General features: G+C 67.7%; 18 protein-coding genes and 1 pseudogene. 5 read left to right on the plus strand and 14 right to left on the minus strand.

Annotation, left to right across the window (positions count from 1 at the left end):
* The first annotated feature begins 27 nt into the window (after positions 1–27).
* Complete coding sequence (locus tag OIE13_RS13375) at positions 28–1,827, plus strand: zinc-dependent metalloprotease (protein ID WP_326830078.1); 1,800 nt, start codon at positions 28–30, stop codon at positions 1,825–1,827.
* Positions 1,828–1,982: 155 nt separating this feature from the next.
* On the opposite strand, the pseudogene OIE13_RS13380 reads toward OIE13_RS13375, so the two are convergent.
* Positions 1,983–2,411: pseudogene (locus tag OIE13_RS13380) on the minus strand (KR domain-containing protein); the annotation flags it as partial.
* A gap of 280 nt (positions 2,412–2,691) precedes the next feature.
* Positions 2,692–4,140 carry an argininosuccinate synthase gene (argG, locus tag OIE13_RS13385; RefSeq protein ID WP_326830079.1) on the minus strand — a complete coding sequence of 483 codons (1,449 nt, stop codon included), beginning with the start codon at positions 4,138–4,140 and terminating at the stop codon, positions 2,692–2,694.
* 1,405 nt (positions 4,141–5,545) lie between these two features.
* On the opposite strand from argG, the gene OIE13_RS36685 reads away from it, so the two are divergent.
* Positions 5,546–5,989: an SNF2-related protein gene (locus OIE13_RS36685; protein WP_442816053.1), complete on the plus strand. Its 444-nt coding sequence runs from the start codon at positions 5,546–5,548 to the stop codon at positions 5,987–5,989.
* Here OIE13_RS36685 and OIE13_RS13390 read toward each other — a convergent pair.
* From OIE13_RS13390 to OIE13_RS13435, 10 genes are all read right to left on the minus strand, one after another.
* Complete coding sequence (locus OIE13_RS13390; RefSeq protein ID WP_326639722.1) at positions 5,877–6,635, minus strand: MBL fold metallo-hydrolase; 759 nt, start codon at positions 6,633–6,635, stop codon at positions 5,877–5,879. The two genes, OIE13_RS36685 and OIE13_RS13390, sit on opposite strands and share 113 nt — an antisense overlap.
* Positions 6,636–6,864: 229 nt before the next feature.
* On the minus strand, positions 6,865–7,413 hold the full coding sequence (locus tag OIE13_RS13395; RefSeq protein ID WP_326639720.1) for a hypothetical protein: 549 nt from the start codon (positions 7,411–7,413) through the stop codon (positions 6,865–6,867).
* Positions 7,410–7,877, minus strand: a complete 468-nt coding sequence (locus tag OIE13_RS13400; protein WP_326639719.1) for a hypothetical protein — start codon at positions 7,875–7,877, stop codon at positions 7,410–7,412. The genes OIE13_RS13395 and OIE13_RS13400 overlap by 4 nt, the downstream gene beginning before the upstream one ends.
* Before the next feature lie 39 nt (positions 7,878–7,916).
* A complete protein-coding gene (locus OIE13_RS13405) occupies positions 7,917–8,699 on the minus strand; it encodes a hypothetical protein (RefSeq protein ID WP_326639717.1) in 783 nt (260 codons plus the stop codon).
* Positions 8,700–8,724: 25 nt separating this feature from the next.
* On the minus strand, positions 8,725–9,249 hold the full coding sequence (locus OIE13_RS13410) for a hypothetical protein (RefSeq protein WP_326639715.1): 525 nt from the start codon (positions 9,247–9,249) through the stop codon (positions 8,725–8,727).
* A gap of 48 nt (positions 9,250–9,297) precedes the next feature.
* A complete protein-coding gene (locus OIE13_RS13415) occupies positions 9,298–10,839 on the minus strand; it encodes a hypothetical protein (RefSeq protein ID WP_326639714.1) in 1,542 nt (513 codons plus the stop codon).
* A complete protein-coding gene (locus OIE13_RS13420; protein ID WP_326639713.1) occupies positions 10,836–12,410 on the minus strand; it encodes a pyridoxal phosphate-dependent decarboxylase family protein in 1,575 nt (524 codons plus the stop codon). The genes OIE13_RS13415 and OIE13_RS13420 overlap by 4 nt, the downstream gene beginning before the upstream one ends.
* 1,012 nt (positions 12,411–13,422) lie before the next feature.
* On the minus strand, positions 13,423–13,731 hold the full coding sequence (locus OIE13_RS13425; protein WP_326639712.1) for a transcriptional regulator: 309 nt from the start codon (positions 13,729–13,731) through the stop codon (positions 13,423–13,425).
* Entirely contained in the window at positions 13,728–14,213 is a 486-nt protein-coding gene (locus OIE13_RS13430) for a hypothetical protein (RefSeq protein ID WP_326639711.1), read from the minus strand. Before OIE13_RS13430 ends, OIE13_RS13425 begins: the two co-directional genes overlap by 4 nt.
* Positions 14,214–14,266: 53 nt before the next feature.
* Entirely contained in the window at positions 14,267–14,473 is a 207-nt protein-coding gene (locus tag OIE13_RS13435; protein WP_326639710.1) for a hypothetical protein, read from the minus strand.
* A 73-nt stretch (positions 14,474–14,546) separates the two neighbouring features.
* On the opposite strand from OIE13_RS13435, the gene OIE13_RS13440 reads away from it, so the two are divergent.
* From OIE13_RS13440 to OIE13_RS13450, 3 genes are read left to right on the plus strand one after another with little or no spacing between them, the layout of a single operon-like run.
* The gene (locus OIE13_RS13440; RefSeq protein ID WP_326830080.1) at positions 14,547–15,017 is read left to right on the plus strand and encodes an AMP-binding protein; all 471 of its coding nucleotides are present in this window, start codon (positions 14,547–14,549) and stop codon (positions 15,015–15,017) included.
* Entirely contained in the window at positions 15,017–15,190 is a 174-nt protein-coding gene (locus OIE13_RS13445) for a hypothetical protein (protein WP_326830081.1), read from the plus strand. Before OIE13_RS13440 ends, OIE13_RS13445 begins: the two co-directional genes overlap by 1 nt.
* 25 nt (positions 15,191–15,215) lie before the next feature.
* Positions 15,216–15,374, plus strand: a complete 159-nt coding sequence (locus OIE13_RS13450; RefSeq protein ID WP_326830082.1) for a HalD/BesD family halogenase — start codon at positions 15,216–15,218, stop codon at positions 15,372–15,374.
* 94 nt (positions 15,375–15,468) lie between these two features.
* Here OIE13_RS13450 and OIE13_RS13455 read toward each other — a convergent pair whose 3' ends face one another.
* Together OIE13_RS13455 and OIE13_RS13460 are read right to left on the minus strand one after the other, a co-directional pair.
* A complete protein-coding gene (locus OIE13_RS13455; RefSeq protein ID WP_326639709.1) occupies positions 15,469–19,815 on the minus strand; it encodes a caspase, EACC1-associated type in 4,347 nt (1,448 codons plus the stop codon).
* The gene (locus OIE13_RS13460; protein ID WP_326639708.1) at positions 19,802–20,182 is read right to left on the minus strand and encodes an effector-associated constant component EACC1; all 381 of its coding nucleotides are present in this window, start codon (positions 20,180–20,182) and stop codon (positions 19,802–19,804) included. Before OIE13_RS13460 ends, OIE13_RS13455 begins: the two co-directional genes overlap by 14 nt.
* Positions 20,183–20,347 lie beyond the last annotated feature (165 nt).

The raw sequence follows: 20,347 nt of genomic DNA on the forward strand, positions 1-20,347 counted from the left end.
GTGCTCGACGCTGTCGTCACCTACGGCGTGAGCGCCGAGGTGCCCCCGGAAGGTCCGGTCGGCACCTTGGGGGAACCGGCTGCCGAGCCGACGAATCACGGCTACCCGGCCCCCGGGGATACCCTGTCGATCACCCAGCGGATCGCGTTGCGCCCACTGCCCGAGCCGGGGTTCTCACCGGTTCGCATGCACCCCAGGCAGGGATCGATCGGCGACGTGGAACTGTTCCGCTTCGACCGGATCGGAGAAGAGGACGCGCGCGAGGCCCTCGCGCCCGTATTCCGCCTCACGCCCGGTGCGGACAACCCACCGATCGTGTTCCGCCTGGACCCCGGGATACCGGAGCCGTATCGCTCCGCGATCCTCAACGGGGCGAACTGGTGGCGAGAGGTGTTCGAGGCCATCGGGCAGCCCGACTTCTACCGCGTGGAGGTGTGCCCCGAAGGGGAGGACCTCTTCGACCCGCGCTATGGAACGATCGCCTGGACGCATCGCCTTGACCGCGGGTGGGCGTTCGGTGCGATCCACACCGATCCGCGCACCGGCGAGATCATCAAGGGGTGCGTGTCGCTGGGATCCAAGCGCATCGAGGACGTCCGCACGCTCGCCCAGGCCATCCTCGGAGAAGCGGACGCTCGTCGTGACGAGGTGGAGGCGATCGTGCTGCAGCGAGTCGAGGAAGTCGCGGCACACGAGGTAGGACACACGTTCGGATTCCAACACAACCTCGCGTCGCACTGTCACTCGGTGCCGTCGGTGATGGACTATCTGAGCCCGGTATTCGATGTCACCGACGACGGCCGCGTGGTGTCCGGGGACGCTCAGTCTCCGGGCCAGTCGTACGGGAACAAGCTCGGACCGTGGGACCACTGGCTCGTCAAGGCGCTCTACGCGCCACAGCTCCTCGACTCAGCCACGGCTCCCGGCGGCGTCGACGACGTACTCACGTACACCTCGAACGAGGATTCGCGACACGACTACATGGCCGACGCAAGCGGTGGTAGATGGCATGCCCCGGGGCGCCCGCTGGAGTCGTTCGCGCGCATTGTAAGGGTGCGGCAGGTAGCGCTTGCCCGATTCTCCGCGTCGAGTGCGCCGGCCGGTGAGGACTCGAACGAGATCCAGCGAAGGTTCCGGTTGCTGTACCTCATCCACCGGTACCAGGTGGTGTCGGTCATCAAGGCAGTGGGCGGAACCGTCCGCAAGTACGCACAGGCCGGCGAGACGACGCCGGATGGCAGGTTCGCCGGCGAATGGTCGCCCGTGCCGGAGGAGGATCAGCTCGAGGCGCTACGTGCAGTGGTGGATCTGTTGTCGCCCGAGTTCCTCGAGGTGCCCGCTCATGTAGATCCACTACTGGTACCGCCGTCGGGTGGAGTGAGCGAGAAGCCGGGCGGATTCGAGAACCGGTTCGCCGGGATGGTGGACATTCCCTCGATCGTGCAGTCCGGCGCGGATGTGATCCTTGGCCCTCTGCTGACACCGGAACGGCTCGGCCGGGTGGTCGAGCAGTCGACGGTGGTGTTGCACGAGTTGCTGGATCAGACAGTGCGCAAGGCACTGCGGGTGCTCGACGATGCTGCTGCAAGGGTCGACGGGTCGAACGATGTCGCGACCTTGATCGCATGGGCGGTCATCGGACGGTTCAAGAACTCGATCACCTCACCGTTGCTGCACGCGCATGCTCGTTTCGCGATCCTCCTGCACCTGGAGGACGTGGAGGTCAGCTCGCGGCTGCTCCAGAAGAAGTGGGACGCGGTAATCGATGCCGCGCTGAACCTCGAGGACACACCGGTCGTCCCCCCGCCGGGAAAATTCATCCTATGACCGGCGAAGCCGCCCTCCGACCGGTTCACCCGGATCTCCAACCCCTGGCTCCGTGATAGGAGATATGGCCCCCCCGCACCCGCTTCGCGAGGCGAAAGCGGCAGATACGCAGCCCCCACCCGGCTGGGCCTCCTGCCCGCCCCGTCCTCCCGGTCCGCGACGTCGCAGGCGGCCACAGTGACGGTGGCTCCCAGTGCGGTGAGTTCGTCCCGCAACCCTGGCGCGTCACCCCGGCGGCTGACCAGGACCAACTGTCGCACCCCGTGCACGGTGACCAGGTGACGGGCCAGCAGCCCGCCGAGCGTGCCGGTCCCACCGGTGATCAGCACGGTGTCCTCAGCTCCGGCGAACTTCGCCGGCCCATGTGAGAAGGCCCGCACCAGGCGGCGCGCCAGCAGCTGCCCGCCCCGTACGACGACCTCCGGTTCGTTCGAGGCCAGGGTAGCGCTGATCGTCAGTGGGGTGATCTCGTCGGCGTCCAGCAGGACGAACCGGCCGGGTTCCTCGGTCTGCGCCGACCGAATCAGGCCGATGACGGCCGCGCCGGCCAGGTCGCTGACGTCGTCACCGGTCCTGGCCGCCACCGCGCCCGACTCGCCGCTGAGTCCGAGAGCGTGCAGAGCGGAATCCAGAAGTGCCGGGTGGACTTGGCGACTGGCTGGTGTTACTGGTGCTGAGGTGGAAGGGCGGACTCCAGCCGAGAACGGTTGAACGCCCCGGTCGATCTCCCCCTTCCAACGCCGGTCGAGCAGCGGGCGCCGTTGGTGAAAATCTCCGAGATACCCCGATCGGGGGCTACCGGTGCTCTCCGGAAGCCGGTCCCCGGAGTCGCGGCATTTCAGAAGTGCCGTTGACGTCGGCGGTTCAGTCGGTGCCGAACTCCATCGCGGCGTGGTCGAGCATCTCGTCGTCGCCGGAGACCTCGCCGCGTGAGGCGATGACCTCGGCTCCGCCCTGCGGCATCGCGCCGATCAGTTCGGTCGAGGCCGCCTGGACGGCGCCGATGAGCGCGGCATGGGCGGTGCCGACCATGCCGAGGCTGGCGTACTGTTCGAGCTTGGCACGCGAGTCGGCGATGTCGAGGTTGCGCATGGTGAGCTGGCCGATCCGGTCCACCGGGCCGAACGCCGAGTCCTCGGTGCGCTCCATCGACAGCTTGTCCGGGTGGTAGCTGAAGGCCGGGCCTGAGGTGTCCAGAATCGAGTAGTCCTCACCGCGCCGCAGCCGCAGCGTCACCTCGCCGATGACCGCCGTGCCGACCCAGCGCTGCAGCGACTCTCGCAGCATCAGCGCCTGCGGGTCGAGCCAGCGGCCCTCGTACATCAACCGGCCGAGCCGCCGGCCCTCGGCGTGGTAGCTCGCCAGGGTGTCCTCGTTGTGGATCGCGTTGACCAGCCGTTCGTACGCCGCGTGCAGCAACGCCATCCCAGGCGCCTCGTAGATGCCCCGGCTCTTGGCCTCGATCACCCGGTTCTCGATCTGGTCCGACATGCCCAGGCCGTGCCGCCCGCCGATCGTGTTCGCCTCCATCACCAGGTCGACCGGGCTGGCGAACTCCTTGCCGTTGATCGTCACGGGGCGGCCCTGGTCGAAGCCGATGGTCACGTCCTCGGCGGCGATCTCGACCGCGGGATCCCAGAATCGCACGCCCATGATCGGGTCCACGGTCTCGATGCCGGTGTCAAGGTGTTCCAGGGTCTTGGCCTCGTGGGTGGCGCCCCAGATGTTGGCGTCGGTCGAGTAGGCCTTCTCGGTGCTGTCGCGGTAGGGCAGGCCGTGGGCGAGCAGCCACTCCGACATCTCCTTGCGGCCGCCGAGCTCGGACACGAAGTCCGCGTCGAGCCAGGGCTTGTAGATGCGCAGGTGGGGGTTGGTGAGCAGGCCGTACCGGTAGAACCGTTCGATGTCGTTGCCCTTGAACGTCGAGCCGTCGCCCCAGATCTGCACGTCGTCCTCGATCATCGCCCGGACCAGCAGGGTCCCGGTGACGGCACGACCTAGCGGCGTGGTGTTGAAGTAGGCGCGCCCGCCCGAGCGGATGTGGAACGCACCGCAGGTGAGCGCGGCCAGGCCCTCCTCGACCAGCGCCGCGCGGCAGTCGACCAGGCGCGCGATCTCGGCGCCGTACGTCAACGCGCGGCCGGGTACCGAGGCGATGTCGGGCTCGTCGTACTGGCCGATGTCGGCGGTGTAGGTGCACGGAACGGCACCCTTGTCGCGCATCCACGCGACGGCGACCGAGGTGTCGAGGCCGCCTGAGAAGGCGATGCCGACGCGCTCGCCGGCGGGCAAGGAGGTGAGAACCTTGGACATAAAACAAGATTATGCACCGTGTTGCATGGTCATGCAAAATCGCGACCCGCGGCTCGCGATCTTACGCGGAGGCCATGGCCATCCGCGCTGTTCACCGAACGCCACCCACCCGTGGAAGTACGGACTCCCCGCCCGGCGCGAGTCGGTCACCCGGAGAAAGAAAGACGGCCCCGAGCCGGTGCGACCAACACCGTCCCAGGGCCTTGATCAATCCACCCTGCCGGACCAGGGGAAAGATCCGTGTCGACCGGGGGAGACACGATCGCCCGGCCTACACGCTCGATGCCGTCTTTGCGGGCTCCGGTGGCCCGTGGGTGGTCGTCCGTCCAGCGCACGACCTTGTCCATCCAGGTGCCGGGGGCGCGACCGGCCGTCCGGGCCTGACGTTCGACTTCTTCAGGCCGGTCCCGGCCGACCCGGCCACGTCAATCAAGATCACATAAATGCGACCGAGTGAGGCCTTGATCAGCTTTCTGAATTGTGATGAAAGGTTCTCCGGAACCTTTGATCCAGCGGACGCTCTCATCGGATAATCCTGACATGATCGGCTCTCGATGGGTACTTGTGATCACTGGTCTGGTAGTGGCGGCACTCGGTGTAGCTCTCGCTGTGACCAGCGCAGAGAGCGCAAATAGATTGTCTGGAGCGGTGGGCGGGATCGCCGGGGTCGCAGCTCTTGGATTCTCGATCTGGGTGTGGGTGGAGGAACGATCCTCACGGCCCCATGACGGCCCTCGTCGCGAATCTGCACCTCTGCGCATCGGTCATACTTTGCCTCCTTCCGGGAATACTCTGGCAGAGCGGCTGAGCCTTAGAACTCCCCGTCTGGCCACCATCTGGGGCATTCCTGTAGGAATAGTTGTCGCGATCGATGATGGAATGCCGGTAAGCCTGATAGTTGGATTTATATTCGTGCTACCCTACGCGCTGTTGTGGCTGTATGGACTTCGCAGAAAATCCAAGTCTGGTCGCTGGATAATTGATGCCGCGGTCGGCCTCATGGTTTTCGGTTGGACTATTTTGATTAGCGGCCTGCCATTTGAGACATCCGGCCCGAATCACCTTTGGATCACCCCTCCAACCCTTCTCGTTTTGGCCGGAATCGGCTGGGTAGCGACCGGAAGTTGGCTCGCGCGCATAATTAGAGATCTTCGCAAATAGGGGGCGCTTTGCGCCGGCAGGGCAGCCCTCGAGCCGATCGGCGGCGGGTAGGCGTCGGTGGTGTCGCTCATGACCGATTCCCCGGTGTGCAACCCGCCCACGCCGCGCGCAGAAGGGTCTCGATGGATTCCTGGGAAACGGGTGCGGGATTGGACGGCGGTACGACCTTCATGACCCGGGCCACCGTGTCGGGGATGTCGAACTCCGCCATTGGGAGATACGGCCCCCCGGCCCGACTCCGCGAATGGACCGAACATCACCCACCCGCAGAACGTCCGATTCCAGCCGAGACCGGTTGAACACCGTTCGCCCTACGCGGCCCGCGCAGACGAGGGGCAACATCACCGGGCACTTGGTCGTGGTGGACGAAGCACACTCGCTCCGCAACGCCAACACCCGGCGGGCCGAGGCGCTACGCAGACTGCCCCCGGGTAGCACCCCGAAGCGGCTGGTGATGCTCACCGCGACCCCGGTCAACAACAGCCTCTACGACCTGTACGACCTGATCTCCTATGCCTTGTCGGCCAGTTCACCTCGTCGCACCATGAACGATAGTCCAACCGCACCTGGGATGATCATTTATAGACAGGCCCCAGGGGGACCGGTCGTCCCGAGGTGGTGGAAACGAGCAGATGGTCGAGACCGGCTTCGGAGAAGGCGGCGTGCACGTCCGCCTGGTCCTCGGTGAAGTGGGTCCAGCCCTCGACATGGAGCGGCACGACGTGCCGGGCTTTCAGCAGGCGCGCGGCGATCACCATCTCGGTGGCGTTCAGGGTGAGCCGCCCGTCGATCATGGGCGTGCGGACGGCGCCGCCGAACAGCAACGCGATGTCGACGGCCGGGAACCGCCCGGCGATGAGCTCCACGTACTCCAGCGAGGCGTTGTCCCCGCTGATGTAGACGGTGGGCAGCCCGTCGCCGGTGAGCACGAAGCCGGTGACCTGACCGACGATGGGCTCGCATCCCGGCGGGCCGTGCAGGGCGGGAACGGCGGTGACGCGAACCCGGCCGACGTCATGGTGCTGCCAGGGGTGCATCGGGGTGACCCCGATGCGCGCGGCGGCCTCGGGCGTGCTCAGGGTCAGCGGTGCGGCGGACATCATCTGGCGCCCCAGCCTGTCCAGGTTGTCGGGATGCTGGTCGTGGCTGAGCAGCACCAGGTCCACCCGGCCGACGTCGGCCGGGGAAAGGGCCGGGCCGATGGTCTTGGTGAGCGTGAGCGGCCCGACGGGGTGATCTCCCGGCGGATCGAAGGTCGGATCGGTGAGGATGCGCAGCCCGCCGAGTTCCAGCAAGGCCGTCGGGCCGCCGATCACGGTGATGGTGGTCGTCATGGGCGGGTCCGTTCGCTGCGTGGTCGGGCATCGTCTGGATCATGCTAGCCCTGTTTTCCGCCGATGACCCCGATTGACGTGGGGTGATTACCCGCTGCACCGGATCAGATGCGGCTGCCGACCTGCAACGACGATCGGCCGCGCGCCGGTCGGTCATGGTCGCCGCCCGGCGGCGACCATGACCTCCACCTCCGCCTTCACCGCACCGCGCTCGCGGCCCCGGAGACCGTCAGACGGGCATTACCCGCAGGGCGGGATAGCGGGCCGAGTTCAGGTACAGCTTGTCGGTGCCGTGTTCCTTCTCAAGCTCCAGGACGAACCGATAGCGGTAGAGCCCCGGCCGGGCGTCGCTCATCACCGCCCCGGCCCAGTAGTAGTAGACGGCGGTGTACTGGTCGCGCATCCGGTCGGGAGCGCCGTAGATCTTGAGCTCGGTCATGATCCGGCGTTCGGCGACGTCGTCCTCGTCGCCCTTCTCGATGTCGAGGAAGACCAGGTTGTTGATCTTCGGCATCGGCGGCCAGGTGCCGTCCGGACGGCGGTGCATGTCGATCGGGCGGATGATCCAGTTGATCACCTGCCCCTGCTTGCAGATGGTCTCCAGGTGGTCGGTGCCCTGCCCGACCCCGCCGACGCTGTTGTCCATCATGTAGAGGCAGCCGTCCAGGGACTTCGTCGCGGCGGCCTTCTCCATGTCGACGAGGGTCACCACGTTCAGCTGGACGGAGTTGAGCTGGCCGCGATCGGCGAAGTCCGCAGCCGCGTATTCCTGGGTCATCGGCCTCCCTTTCCCTCGTTGGCGGGACCGGCCAGGACCGGCCGGGCGGTGGGGGTGAACGGCGTGCTCACGGTGCCGAGCAGGAACGAGAGCCGGTACGGGACCGGTTCGGTGAGGTCCTGCTTGACCTCGGCGGTCCAGAACACGATGTCGGTGCCTGGATACACCTTTCGCGTGGGCTCGGCGATCCGCTGGTCGATCTCGATGTCGATGAGGGCCGCGTAGGTCTCGCACTCCAGCGGGATCACGTTCCACAGCAGGGTGTCGCCCTTGCGTACCCGGCTGTACAGCTCGGGGGTGCCGAAACCGGTGGACCCTGCGGCCCTGTTGGTGTCATAGAGATAGAGGTTGTCGTCCAGGTTCTCCGACGCGAGCGCGGCCACGGGGTCGACCACCGCGGTGATCGTCACGGGCCGGACCGGCCGGGCGGGCCGGCGTTCGGGCTGTCTGTTCCTCGGGGGCATGCGGCTCCTTCACTCGAAAGTGCTTCGGCTCGGACCTGGTCAGCCAGCGGCCGGGACGGGCGGGAGGGGGAGCACGCCCACTCCGGCGCCGGTGAACCCGTTGCGCTTCGGGTCGTTGATGATCTTGAGGCTGGACTCGCAGGTCAGGTCCACGGACTCCCAGACCAGCTCGTCGTTCTGCTCGACCAGCTCGTGCAGCTGGACGTGCACCGTGTACGGGTAGACCCCGGGCCGGCTCGTGTCCACGGTCGCGGCCCAGTACCAGCCGTCGTAGATCATGTCGGGTGACCCGTACTGGGCCGGGTACATGATCTTCTCGGTGACGGCCGGGCCGGTGATATCGGTGATCACCGGAGCCGGGTAGTTGTACGCGCCGGGGCTGCTCGTGGTCTCACCGGTGACGTCCAGCAGCTTGGCCTCGGTGAGGCCGCGCCCGCCGCCCGACTTGCGGGCGTGCCTGCCGACCCGCTGCTGCAGCCGCTTGAGATCGTCGTCGCTCACGCCGCCCTCACCGCTGAGCGCGGCCAGTTCCTCCAGCGTGCGCCGGTCGTCGGCGCGTTCCTGCTCGGCCAGGTAGTTGCGCGGCACCGTCGGGGGGATCGACCCCAGCGCCGCGGGCAGCCAGTTCAGCACCTGCTCGGTCGCCTGCGACCCGTCGAGGAAATGGGTGCCGGGCACGATCGTCACCAGTTGCTCGGTGCCCACCCCGACCGAGCCGAGCAACTTCATGTTGTCGAACCAGTACGTGTTGCCGTCGAGCGACCGCGTCCGGAGCGCGTTCTCGACGTCGAAGAGCACGATGATCCCGTGTTGCTGGGCCATGAAACCGCCTTTCGCAGAACGTGACTCACACGCGCAGCAGCGCGGGCGAGTCGATGTGCAGCACGCTGTTGGGTCCTTCGTGGAGCTTGAGGGTGAGCCGGTACCGGTACGGGACACCGGGCGTCATGTCGTAGGGCACGACGCCCTCCCACACCAGTAGGTCGTGGTTCTCGTGCCCGTTGGAGTCCATGGCGTCGGCCCCGGTCCCGGGCACAGCATCGGGTGCCGGAACGGTGGAGGGCTCCACCGGGTACGGCGGCACGGTCTGGTCGGCCGGGTACGGCACGGTCTGGTCGGCCGGGGGCGGGACGGTCGCACCGGCCAGGAACTCGATGGCCTGGATCTCGACCGGAGTCTGCACGTCCACGTGGATGGGCGTCCAATGGACGACCTGTCCCGGGACCACCACCGTGACGAGGTCGGGGGTCCCCTGGTGCTTACTCCCCGCCTCGCTGTCGTCGATCAGCGAGAGGTTGCCGTTGTGCAGCGTCCGGTCGGACAACGCCCCGACGGCGTCGACCATCACGACGATGCTGATCTTATCTTTCATCGATCCTCCCTTGTCGGATGTCATTCGGGCGTACGGGCCACCACGTGCTCAGCCTCGGTCCCTGACCAGCGGCGTCTTGCCGACGGTGGTCCGCTCGATCTGCGGTGAGGAACGTGGCACGAACACCAGCCGGAACCCGTATCCGGTCTGCTCGATGGCCGCCGCGTTGGCCTCCCGGTCGTTGAAGAGCGACAGGGAGCTCGGCAGCGCCTGGGTGAACAGCTGCCGCGTCCCGCTCGGGCCGAGGCCGAGCTCGACGACCGCGGCCATGCCCTCGGCGTCGTCCACCGCCGCCAGCAGGGTGAGGGTCCGGTCCTCACGGTGGTTGTGGAACTGGACCTCGTGCGCGACCAGGTCCAGGTCGACGCCGGTCGTCGAGCGCAGCCGCCCGCGCAGGGCCGCGTAGGCCAGCGTCGCCGAATACTGGCTGTCGTTGAGGTGCAGCACGTCGGCGGTGCGCCCGGCGAACTCGAATCGCTCGGTGCGCAGCCCGGCCCCGTTCAGGGCGGGGCGGCGGATCATCCGATCGCCGAGCTTGAGCCGGAGCAGCGGCGTCTCTTCGGCGTGCAGCCGGGTGACGACCAGCTCGCCCTCCTCGCCTTCGGCGACGGCACGGCCGTGCTCGTCCACGATCTCCACCAGGTGCAGCCCCGGCACGGCGGAGAGTGCCTGCGAGGTGTGGTCGAGCTGGAGCCCGACGCACTCGGCCTGGGTCGCGGCGAAGTAGCTGAGGATCGACACGTTGGGAAAGAACGCCTGCAGCTCGTCGCGCTTGCGCTGCGGCAGGGACCCGCTGCCGTACATGGCGACCCGGAAGCTCGCCCTGGCATGCGGGGGCAGGGCCGCGCCCAGCTCGGGCAGGAGCCCGATGCCGGCGGTGATGCCCATCAGCGCCTTGTGGCCCGGGTAGGAGAACATGTGCTCCAGCACCGGCGCGCTCACCGGCCCCGCGCCGATGTAGTTGACCCCCGGGACGTGGGACAGGACGCCGCCGACCATGGTCCCGCTGCTCCACATCTGGTAGTCGGCCAGGGTGGTGAACAGCCAGCGCGGCGCGGGGCCGCGCAGGTAGCGGCCGAGCTGGTAGGCGCCCATGAACGCCCCGGCGATGCGGTAGGTGTCGCGCAGCTCCCGCAGGGAGTACACGATCTCCAGGGGCATGCCGTCCCCGGTGCCGCCGCTGGCCACCACCTCGAACCCGCCGCGGTCGAGCGGCACGACCATCCCGGCCCGCGCGCCCATGAACATGTCCCGCTGCACGGCCTTGTCCGAGAGAGGGATCCGCTCCCACTCGGACATGTCGGCGGGGGCGCCGCGGATTCCGAAGTAGTGCAGCCGCTCGCGCCACAGCGGGTTGAGCAGGGCGACGCCGACGAGTTGCTGAAGCCGGCGGAACACCAGCGCGTTCTGGAGGTCGAGCGGCGACTCGCAGTACGGGACTCCGGCGAGCCGCCCGCACTCCTCCAGCTTCCCCGCGAACGACGGCAGCCGGGTGACGTCGTCCACCGAGCGGGGCCGCAGCTCCTCCTCGGGGATCAGTCGTGCCGCCAGCTCCGCCGAGGCGGCGATGTCCAAATCCATCATGGTCATGAATGACTCCCATTCCGCTGGTCGTGCCGGGCCGCGGCGCTCGCGCGCAGCACCCGTTGCCCGATGTCCCTGATCTCAGCGATGAGCATGGCCAGGTGGTCGGCGTCGATCAGGTGGTTCATCACCACCACGCGCAGCGCCGCCACCCCGTCGATGTCGACCTTGGAGATGAAGAAGCGCCCGCCGCCCCGGATCCGGTTGCGGATCTCCAGCTGCAACCGGTGCACGGTCGCCGGTTCCAGGCCGTCCGGCCGGTACCGGAAGCACAGGATGTTGGACTCCGGCTCGTGCGCCACGGCGAAGTCCGGCTCGGCGGCGAGCATCCGGTACGCCTGCCGGGCCACCGCGCACAGCCGGTCGATCCGCTGCGCGAACAGCGCCGGGCCGTAGACCGACCAGACCGTCCAGAGCGGCATGATCATCGGACGTTTCGTGCACTCGAAGCTCTTGTCCGCGCTGTCGTAGGCGCTGTAGACGTCCGGTTCCTCATCGAAGACGTAGCTGGCGCGCTGCCGGAACGCGCCGCGCGCCGCCGCGCCGTCGCGGTAGAAGAGCAGCGTGCACGGCGCCGGCATGAACAGCATCTTGTGGGCGTCCCAGGTCAGCGAGTCGGCCTGCTCGATGCCGCGCAGCCTGTCCCGGTGCCGCTCCGACAGCAGCAGGCTCGCCCCGTGCGCCCCGTCCACATGAAGCCAGAGCCCATACCGGCGTGCCACGGCCGCGAGCTCCTCCAGCGGGTCGAAGGCGCCCATCGACGTGGTCCCGGCCGAGGCCACCAGGCAGAACAGTCGCAGACCGCGCCGACGCGCCTCGTCCAGTATCGGGCCGGCCAGATCGGGGCGGATCCGCCCGGCCCGGTCGACCGGGAGCCGGACGATCTGCCGTTCCCCGATGCCGAGCACCCCGGCCGCCCGGGTCACGCTGTAGTGGGCCTCCTCGCTGACCGCGATGGCCGGGGGACCCGACATGCCGCCGGCGCCGCGCGTCCAGATCTGTGGGAAGGCACGGTTGCGGGCGGCCAGCAGCGCGGTCAGGTTGGCCAGGGAGCCCCCCGAGGTCGTCACCATGGCGAACCGGTCGCGGTCCCAGCCGATGAACCGGTTGAGCTCCTCGGCCATGAGCCGCTCGGCGACGCTGGGGAGCTGCCCGGCCTCATAGAAGGAGGAGGGCTGGTTGACCACCGAGCCGACCAGGTCGATAAGGCTGGCCAGCGGCACCACGCCGGAGAACTGCCGTCCCATGTAGCCGGGTGAGTAGACCGGGATGCCGGTCCCCGTATACAGGTCGACGATCTGGTTCACCCGGTCGGCGTCGAAGTCGGCGATGCGCCGCCGTTCCGGGGTCATCAGTTCCCGCGCGGCCTTCAGCAGCACCGCCGGGTCGAGGAGGTCGAGTCCCCGGACCGACCGGTCGCCTAGATACGTCGTCAGGCGGCTGACGATGTCCACGGCGCCGTCGTGGAAACGTTCGGGGTCGAAGGCCGCGGTGAGGCCCGGCGTGGGTGACCGGGAGCCTTCGCCGGTCGTCGGCTCTGGAAAGGAACTTTGGACATCGGAAAGCGAACTCGTCACGGAGGAGACTCCAAACGATCCGGCGTCGAGAACGCCCATATGGTCGCGCCTGGACGAGAATTCGGACATGGTGAATTGAACTCTCGGGCGATCACATGAAGGTTCTCGCGAATAAATGCGTGATCTACGGTGATGCGTCGATCTAGAAAGAGATCCCCGGCATCCGGGGAAACGAGGCGGCATTCGTGCCACCGCTGGGCCGTGCCGGCGGTTTGGAACGGTCCAGACTTGGGGGGGTGTCGATCGATGATAGTGGGAGATGGCACGAGAGGGTCTCGTTGCCCCTTGTTAACACCCTGTTCGAGCAGTTCGGATCGGTCCGGCGAGGATGTCGCCGACGATCAGGATCTGAAGGGGACCCGGTGCGGCCGGATCGCGATTAATTCGACCTGAATTTCACCTGATGTATGCGTGGGCACGCCCGTCATGTAAGTGAGCTAATCATTGATGACAGGGGGGCGCAAGACCTCGAATGCAGGTGGAGTGGCAGATTCCGGCCACTGTTACTTACGCGCGGCGATTGAGATGGGGGATGTTCGGTGAGTCTTGACCGTTTTGCGGTTTATGAGTTTTTCTCACAAACCTGGATTAAGCTCGGAATTCGAGGCCGTCGCCTCGGCGGGCGATCCCGTTAACAGAACATTCTTATTGCATGTGGTTGTATTCTCAAAAATGCGACAGAAGCCTCAACGAGGCGTTGAACCAGTCTTTCCCGGCATATCGACACTAAAAGAGGAAATCCCTAACGTTTTCGGGCGGTGCCAGGCCCGCCCGTCGGCTCTGGCCGGCGAGTGTCGATCCAACCGGCGAGGAGCTTGCCGACCGCCTGGTGGGAGACTCCGAGCAGCAGGCCGATGTCCCGATGGGGAAGCCCCTGATCGTGCAGACGGCGCGCGGCCTCGCGTGAACGACCTGGCGTGACTGCCACCATGCACATCTGGCGTCTTCGAGAACTCGAAGCCGTACCGCTTGGCCAGGCAAGCCATCCGGCCAAGCAGATCGTTCCGTTTCCTCAGTCGGGGAGGACCGAGAGGCCGGACCGGGCGACGATGGCCTGGAGCGCGGCGACGTGGCCGGTGTAGGCCGCGCGCCCTTCGCGAGTGAGGCTGAACCACGTCCTGGGGCGCTTGCCGACGTGTCCCTTGCGGATCTTCAGGTAGCCGGCCGCCTCCAGTGCGCTCGCGTGTTTGGACAGCACCGAGTCACTGATGCCCAGGTTGTCGCGTACGAAGGCGAACTCGGCCTCCTCGGCGGCGGCCAGCAGGGAGACGATCTGCAGCCGGGCCGGCGCGTGGATCGCCGGGTCGAGTCGCGACGTCATCGCTTCGGCGTCTCCGCCCGCCGAACGGTCCGCGCGGACATCCACCGGGCCAGGACGGACGCGGTGACCGCCACGACCACCGTCATGATCACGCCCATGACGGTGCGCGGATAGGCGACGCCGAGTTCCTTGAGCCACAACGCCAGCGCGTAGCCCGCGAGAACGGTGGTGATAAGCCAGACGGCGAAGCCGGCCCATGCCCATGGATCCGTCATGGAGGAGTGCGGGCGCAGGTTCGCGTTCCTGATGTCGCTCACGAACTTGAGGACGGCGACGGCGAGGCCGGCCGACAGGGCCGTCACGGCGATCCAGAGCCACCAGGGGGGTGTGATCTCGGTGACGAACTGCATTCCGGTGACGACGATCCAAACCGCCACCGGGTACCAGGTGGGGAACATCGGCGGTGCGGCGCGCAGGACCCTGTGCTGTGTCTCGTGGACCTGAGCCAGCGACCGCGCGGCTTCTTCGGGAGTGATCTCCATGGGCTGCCCCTCCTTCTTTCCAATTTGGAAAGTACTTTCAAGTTTCCATATCGTCAAGTACTTTCCAAAGCCCGTCGGAACGGATCGGCGTCCGCCGTCCGCCACAACCGCTCCACCGAACGCCGCCTGGAGTGGTCGAGCAGCACCCGGCTCCGGATCCCGAACCTGGCGCGGCCTTCGGCCAGCCCGTCGAGCACCGCCTCCAGCGGCATCTCGGGCTGTCCGACCCGCTCCCCGTATGAGGCGGCGGTGAAGGTCACCTCGACGTAACGAGTGCCCTGAGCGGCCTAATCCTCGCAGAACTCCACGGCGATCCGGCGGAAGTGCTCGGGCGTGCGCAGCGACTCGCGCACTTTGGCCCGCCGGTCGGCGAATGCGCGGAAGCTCGCGAATGTGCCCTCGGGCTCCGGCGGGCCACCCAGCACGTTCGGCCTCGGCAAGCACCTGTGCATCGGTGCGGCACCGGCCAGGTTCGAACTGCGCGTGCTGCTGGAGGAACTGACCGGCCGGGTGGCGCTCTTCGCCTCGCTCAGCTTCGACGCCTCGATCTGGGAGATCACGATGGCGCTGTTGAACGGGTCGGCGCTGTGCGTGCTGGACCCCTCGGCCATGACCCCGCAGGAGACGGCGAAGGTCATCAGCGACCAGGGCGTGACCGCGGCCACCTTCCCGCCGACGTTCCTCAGCACGCTCAGGGGCGACGAGCTGGGCACGGTCAGGTTGATGGTGGTCGCGGGCGAGCAGTGCCCGACCGGTCAGGTTGATGGTGGTCGCGGGCGAGCAGTGCCCGACCGGTCAGGTTGATGGTGGTCGCGGGCGAGCAGTGCCCGACCGGGCTGGTGCGAACCTGGGGGCCGGGCCGCAGATTCGTCAACGCCTACGGGCCGACGGAGACGACCGTGTGCGCCACGATGGGGGCGTACGCCGAGGCGGTGGACGGCGCGTCGGCCAAGGCCGAGGCTAAGGCCGGGGTCTGAGCCCGCGGGCATCCCGCCCGGCGGGATGCCCGCGCATGACGAGGGCTGTGAGGATGATCCTCACAGCCCTCGTCATGCGCTGTCCGAGGACCGTACCCGGATCATCCTCAACACCTGCTGGGGCAGCGAGTCCGACGCGAAGAAGGAGCAGTCACACGAGACCATGGAGGCGATGTTCGGCTGACCCCGGGAAGCCCTGGAAGGGCGAGACGGCTCGACCATCGGTCGGGCCGTCTCGCCCGTGCGCGGCACGCGAACCAGAGGGAAACGCCTCACCCTCAGGAGCACGGGGGGTCGTAAGGAAGACCCGGAACGTACTTCTCCCATTCGGCCGCGGTGATCGGGCTGCCCGCCGTGGCGCAGACGCGCCGCGAGACCTGCGCGATGTCGGTGTCCCACAGCCGGATCGTCGCGTCCTCGGAGGCCGTGGCGATGATGTCGCCCCCGGGCTGGAAGGACACGTCGGTGATGGGAGCGGTGTGACCGCTCAGTTCCGCCTCCAGGACGGGACGACGGGGATCGACGACCGAGTAGAGGTGAACGATGCGATCGCCACCCACCGCGGCCAGGACGGTGCCGTCACCGCTGAACGCCACCCGGGCCGCGACCCCCGTGGTGGGCGGGATGACGGCGAGGGGTTGCCCGCCGTGGTTCCAGAGACGGACCGTACCATCCTCCGAGGCGCTCGCCAGAATCCTTCCCGAGGGGTGGAAGGCGACGCCGGTGACGGCACCGGTGTGGCCGGCCAGGTAGGCGCTCTCCCCGGGGCGTCCGGGGTCGGAGACGTCCCACAGCCGGATCGTGTGGTCGTCGAGGCCGCCGGCGAGGAGCGTGCCGGACGGGTTGAACGTCAGCGCGTTCGGGGCGACGAGGGTATCGGGCCCGGCGAGCGACCACGCCGAGGCGGGTGACCGCTTCCCGGTGGCGTCGAGATGCCACACGGCGACTCCGATGCCACCGGAGTCCGGCGCGAGCCCCAGCGCCAGCAACCGGCCCTGCCGCGACAGGGCGACGCCGAAGTGGTTTCTGGAGATCCCCTCTCCCATTTGCACGGTGATTGGCTTGCGTGGATTTTTCACGTTCCACAGCTGGCCGGAAGACGCGAGAACGGAATTCGTCAGGAACGGCCGGTCGACAGAGAACGACAGACTGTTGGTGCTCGCATTGGTGGCGCCCCCCTCCAGCGAGGCCGCCGCCTGGAGACGGGTCCTGTCGGTGATCTGCCACAGTCTGGATCCGTCGAGTCCGGCCGATGCGAGCACGCCCCCGTCCGGAGAGAACGCCACAGCGTTGATCCCGGCCTTGTGGGTGGCCGCGCTGGAACCCGGTAACGGCCAGACCCGGACCGCCCCGTCACCTCCGGCCGTGGCGACCGAGGTGCCATCCCGGGTGATGTCCACCGACCGAACCGGGCCGGTGTGCGGCAGTGTGACGACGATCTTACGGGCGCCGACATCCCAGACGCGGACGGTGTTCTCATTCGCATAGGCCGCCGCGAGCGTTCCGGCGTCGGAGGTGAAGCTGAGAACCGAGGGAATCGACTGCTGCGGCAGAGCGAGCTTGATTGGCTCGCCCTCCTTGCCGGACTTCTTTATGGGCGTGACCACGATTGCATTCTCGACGCTGGCCCTGGCGATGACGTCGCGCTCTGGGGCGATCACGCTATCGAAGTACGAGTCGCTCACCACCGACCAGTCACGCACCCGCCCAGAGTCCTCCAGGCTCCACAGCCGCGAGTGGAACACCCCCCAAAGCGACTCCAGCAGAAAACGCCCGTCCGAGGAGAAGGACAGGGTGTCGGATCTACCGAAGGCCGGGGTGAGGGCCGCCACTCTTCTGGGCTTGCCGTCGAGTTCCCACAGGACCACCAGGCCGTCGCTCCCGCTGACAGCGAAGATCCTGCCGTTGGGGTGTACGGCCACCGTCCATCCCTGGCCCTTCTCGCCCAGGGGAGTGATCAGGACCGGGTTGCGCGGGTCGGCCACATTCCACAACGACGCCCTCGCGGTGCTCCCGGCGTTCACCAGCAGCGAGTGTCCGTCCGGGCTCCACGCGACCTCCGTCGCCTCGCCGTGTCCCAGGGCTCCGGCGTCGATTCTTCCCGTCTCCCGCTGCGCCGCCACGTCCCAGAAGCGGACGGTATGGTCCGCCCCGACGCTTGCCAGGACCTTCCCGTCGGGGCGGAACCGTACAAAGGTGACCAACCCCTGATGCCCCAGGAGGCGGGTGGCATAAGGAGAGCCGAACGACGACAGAAGACTGCCGCGCGCCTCGACCGTGGGCGAGATCCGGTAGGAGACCAGGCCCAGTTGCATGGCCAGGGCGGGGTCGACGCCCCGCAGCGCGTCGGCCCGCGCGGCGGCCTGCTGCGACGATGCGACGATCTTGGCCTGGTCGGCTTGGTCACGCAGATTCAACGCGAAGGCTCCCCCGGTGACGGCGAGTACCAGCAGGGTGGCCAGCGCCACGATCACCACGCGGCGTACCCGCCCACGACGCCGTTCGGCCAGCAGGTCGGCCTTCTCCGCCCGGTCGCTCGCCTCGACGAACTCCTTCGCCAGATCACTCAGATCCCGGTCGCCCTCCCCGAGCCAGGTGAGGGTGGCCTCCAGCCGCGGGCCACGGTCCAGAAGCGTGGGGTGCCTTCCCTCCTGCTTCCAGACCGCCGCCGAGCCCTCCACCCGCTGGCTGACGAGCAGCCCCGCCTGGTCCTCCCGCAGCCAGGTGGCCAACCTCGGCCAGTGACGCAGCAGGGCCTCGTGCGTGATCTGCGCCACGTTCTCCCCCACCATGACCAGCCGGGCGGCGACGAACCTGTCGAGCACCTGCTCGCTCTGATCATCCGCGGGCAGCAGCTCGGCCGGCGGCACCTGTCTGCGGACGGCTTCCACTCCCTCGCCGACCCAGAGCAGACGGAGCAGGATGCGCCGTGCGAGTCGCCGCCCTCGCTCGTTCAGGCTCTCGAAGGTGTTGTCGGCGGTGGTGGCGATCGCGCGGCTGATTCCTCCCGTCGCCCGGTAGGCCGCCACCGTCAGCACACCGTTCTCCCGGTACTGCCAGGTGACCAGGAGGGCGTGGGACAGCAGCGGCAGGACTCCGCCGGGGTCGGCGGCCGAGTGCGCCCCCATGTCCTCAAGTAAGAGCTCCATCAGCCCGTCCTGCAGGCGCAACCCCATCATCTCCGCGGGCCGTCGGATCACCGTCTCGAGCTGCTCCGGAGACATCGGTCCGACGATCTGCGGGCGTTCCTGCGCGGCGGCCAGATCGGGAAAGCCCGCGCAGTGCCCGAAGAAGTCGGCGCGTAGACCGATCACCACCGTCGCGGGAGGGGGACCGCCGGACGGCGTGCAGGCCCGGGCGAGCGCCGCGACGAAGGCCCGGCGATGGGTCTCCTCCTCGCACCGGCTGAAGGTTTCCTCGAACTGGTCGACCACGATGAGCAGCCCGTTGGGCTCCACGCCCGCGGCCACCTCGCGCAGAGCCTCCGGATCGAGCAGCAGGCGCGTCCGCAGTCCTTCGCGGTCCACGTCGTCGATCGGCGCGAGACGGTCCGCGAGGGCGCCCAGCGGGTCGGCCCCCGGCGTCAGCAGGAGGCAGGCCGGATCGTCCCGGCCACCGTGGGACAGCGCGGCGAGCAGTCCGGCTCTCAGCAGGGAGGACTTCCCCGCTCCCGACGGCCCGGTGACCATCAGCAGGCCGCCGCGCGACCGGTGCTCGCGGACCCGCTCCAGCAGCCTCGCCGTGAGTTCCTCACGACCGTAGAAGTACTTCGCGTCGCCCTGCCCGAACGCGGCCAGTCCCCGGTACGGGCTCTCCTCGTCATCGGCTCCAGAGGACCTGGGAGGCGATGGCTCCGCAGGCGGCAGGTAGGCACGATTGCCCGTCACGACGTGACGGCCGCCGAGATCGATGCTCTGCCGCTTCGGCAGTGGCAGATGACGCTCACGCATGACCCGTTCCAGGTATTCGTGGACGTAGTCGAGCGTCAGCCATCTCGGACCTGCCGGGTCTCCCCTTTCCAGCAGCCGGATCAATTCACCGGTGAACGCGGTGTGCCGTTCGTCCGGCAGTTCCCAGGACAGGCTGGACCCGCCGGCGGAGGTGAGGAGGAACGAACCGTTGAAACGTGTGTTGTCGAAAGCCGAGTCTGCGGCCGAGCGGATCGCGACGACTCCACGACCGGAAAAACAGCAGTCGAGTACCAGGACGACCACCTTCGCCCTGCACACATCCTGGATGATCTCAGGGACGGCCGAATAACGCAGGGCCCGGAAGTCCGCGTTGCTCCTGGTCAGCCCGCCGGTCGACCGGGTGACCAGGAGGAGTTCGTTGTCCGCGCCGATCTCCCCGTGACCGACGTAGTAGAGCACGAACGCGTCGGTGGCCTCCCTTGCCACCTCTGTCACGACGTCGAACAACTCGGTCGGATGGGCCGGATCCAGACACACCGTGAGCCGGGCCGGATCCAGCCCCGCCTGCTCGACCAGGGTCCGGCCAAGGTCGGTGACCGTGTCGGTGACCGTGCGCAGGGGCGGCAGGCTCTGCGGGTCTGCGCCTTCGCTCGACCCAACCAGTAGGACCCTGGTCCCCGGTGAGGTCAGGAAAGCCGGCTCATCCACGGTCATCGGAAGGCAGGGACTTGGCAGCGATCTCCGTGACCCTCTCGGTGAGCTCCCGAAGGCTCTGTGCGTCCAGAGCCTTCACCCCCTTACCGGTGAGCTCGATCTCGTCCGTTCCACGCTTGATCTTCAAGATCACCTCACCCGGACGCGTTCTGAGCCAGGCGATGACCACACCGGCAAGCGCCGCGACAGCGCCGCCCGAGCCCAGGGCGACCTGGACGCCCTCGACCACGGCACCCATGGCACCCTCCGGCACCACCTCGTGAACGTACGTCACCCCGCCACGCAGATCCCGCTCCTCCAGCAACCAGGTGCCGAGCTCGCGGGCGAGGTCGTGATCCTTGGGGTGCACGGTCAACAGGACGCTCACATGACTCATCTCCTCGGAGGGGCAGCAGCGGAATCAGTGCTTTACATAGATCTCCCACCGGCCGCCAGATGTTTCATAATCGACCGCTTTCTTCCATGAAATATCAGCACGATGATCGACAACCCGCTCTCGCAGTTATTTTGTCCCTATATAGCTAGATAGGCA

This window comes from Streptosporangium sp. NBC_01810, assembly GCF_035917355.1.
Lineage (GTDB): Bacteria > Actinomycetota > Actinomycetes > Streptosporangiales > Streptosporangiaceae > Streptosporangium.

Bases quoted from the DNA above. Each gene is read 5' to 3' on its own strand.
- OIE13_RS13430 (WP_326639711.1), bottom strand. From the start codon at position 14,213: ATGGAGATCACTCCCGAAGAAGCCGCGCGGTCGCTGGCTCAGGTCCAC.
- OIE13_RS13390 (WP_326639722.1), bottom strand. From the start codon at position 6,635: ATGACGACCACCATCACCGTGATCGGCGGCCCGACGGCCTTGCTGGAA.
- argG (WP_326830079.1), bottom strand. From the start codon at position 4,140: ATGTCCAAGGTTCTCACCTCCTTGCCCGCCGGCGAGCGCGTCGGCATC.
- OIE13_RS13415 (WP_326639714.1), bottom strand. From the start codon at position 10,839: ATGACCATGATGGATTTGGACATCGCCGCCTCGGCGGAGCTGGCGGCA.
- OIE13_RS13450 (WP_326830082.1), top strand. From the start codon at position 15,216: ATGCCCGCGCATGACGAGGGCTGTGAGGATGATCCTCACAGCCCTCGT.
- OIE13_RS13395 (WP_326639720.1), bottom strand. From the start codon at position 7,413: ATGACCCAGGAATACGCGGCTGCGGACTTCGCCGATCGCGGCCAGCTC.
- OIE13_RS36685 (WP_442816053.1), top strand. From the start codon at position 5,546: ATGGACCGAACATCACCCACCCGCAGAACGTCCGATTCCAGCCGAGAC.
- OIE13_RS13445 (WP_326830081.1), top strand. From the start codon at position 15,017: ATGGTGGTCGCGGGCGAGCAGTGCCCGACCGGGCTGGTGCGAACCTGG.
- OIE13_RS13425 (WP_326639712.1), bottom strand. From the start codon at position 13,731: ATGACGTCGCGACTCGACCCGGCGATCCACGCGCCGGCCCGGCTGCAG.
- OIE13_RS13455 (WP_326639709.1), bottom strand. From the start codon at position 19,815: ATGACCGTGGATGAGCCGGCTTTCCTGACCTCACCGGGGACCAGGGTC.
- OIE13_RS13405 (WP_326639717.1), bottom strand. From the start codon at position 8,699: ATGGCCCAGCAACACGGGATCATCGTGCTCTTCGACGTCGAGAACGCG.
- OIE13_RS13400 (WP_326639719.1), bottom strand. From the start codon at position 7,877: ATGCCCCCGAGGAACAGACAGCCCGAACGCCGGCCCGCCCGGCCGGTC.
- OIE13_RS13410 (WP_326639715.1), bottom strand. From the start codon at position 9,249: ATGAAAGATAAGATCAGCATCGTCGTGATGGTCGACGCCGTCGGGGCG.